General features: G+C 32.5%; 1 protein-coding gene. It reads left to right on the top strand.

Features of this window, described 5'->3' with window-relative positions; all coding sequences use genetic code 11:
* Nucleotides 1–573: 573 nt before the first annotated feature.
* Nucleotides 574–1,014: NAD-dependent epimerase/dehydratase family protein (locus tag R7Q38_RS25025; protein WP_318114756.1), on the top strand; the 441-nt coding region annotated here is incomplete at its 3' end.

The raw sequence follows: 1,014 nt of genomic DNA, 5'->3' as shown, positions 1-1,014 counted from the left end.
TGATGGACATTTTCCAACTGAACTTTATGAACGTTTTCGACTTTAGTTAGTGCATTCGTTAGATCTGAAATATTAATCGACATTGCTACTTAATGACCTTATCTACAGGCTTTGCTGAGCCATAGGACGTGGGCTTTATATTTGGCGGTAGAGTATCACTAACCTGTGGAGCACAGACTGATGGAGATCAATTTGTGCAGTTCGTACCAGTGTCAAACGCTTTGAGGTAGAGGTGAGCTAGCAGAAAGTCTAAGCATCTAATGCTTGGATGGCGATATTATGCTTAATGTAAAACCGAAGTAAGTATTTTTATTCTTTATCAAATGTAGATTATGAATGGAAATAATTGAGTTTTCATTAAATAAATATGAAATATAAATAACGTAATAAAAATACTCTTGCTGGTTAACTTCACTATTAATATTGATGTTTTTCTTCGTTTTTCATAATAATCTAGATCAAAATCACAGCATCATTAAATTCAATATAACCAAGAAGTAGCGCTAGTTAATTAGCTTTACATATCAATAAATTACTACTATTTTTGTTGTATGCGTCTTATGGTGTTAATTTATGAAGTACTTAGTTACAGGTGCGGCAGGTTTTATTGGTAGTGCAACTATTAGAAAACTAAACTCATTAGGATATGAGGTTATAGGTATTGATAATATCAATGACTATTATGATGTTGAGTTAAAGTATGCAAGATTAAGTTTTATAAAAAATCCATTATTTCGATTCTTTAATATGGATATATCAAATAAAAATGAAATAGAACGTTTATTTGAGAAAGAAAAGTTTGACAGAGTTATCCATCTTGCCGCACAGGCTGGTGTTAGATATTCACTTGTAAACCCACATTGTTACGCTGAATCGAATTTAAGTGGATTTTTAAACGTCTTAGAAGCTTGTCGTAAAAGCCATATCAAGCATTTCATATATGCATCTTCCAGCTCCGTTTACGGCTTAAACAAGAAAGTGCCTTTCTCTACATCGGATAATGTTGATCACCCC

This window comes from Vibrio sp. Vb0598 (assembly GCF_033338935.1).
GTDB lineage: Bacteria > Pseudomonadota > Gammaproteobacteria > Enterobacterales > Vibrionaceae > Vibrio > Vibrio alginolyticus.
The sequence above is the reverse complement of the archived record's forward strand: the minus strand, read 5'-3'. Positions and strand labels throughout refer to the sequence as shown.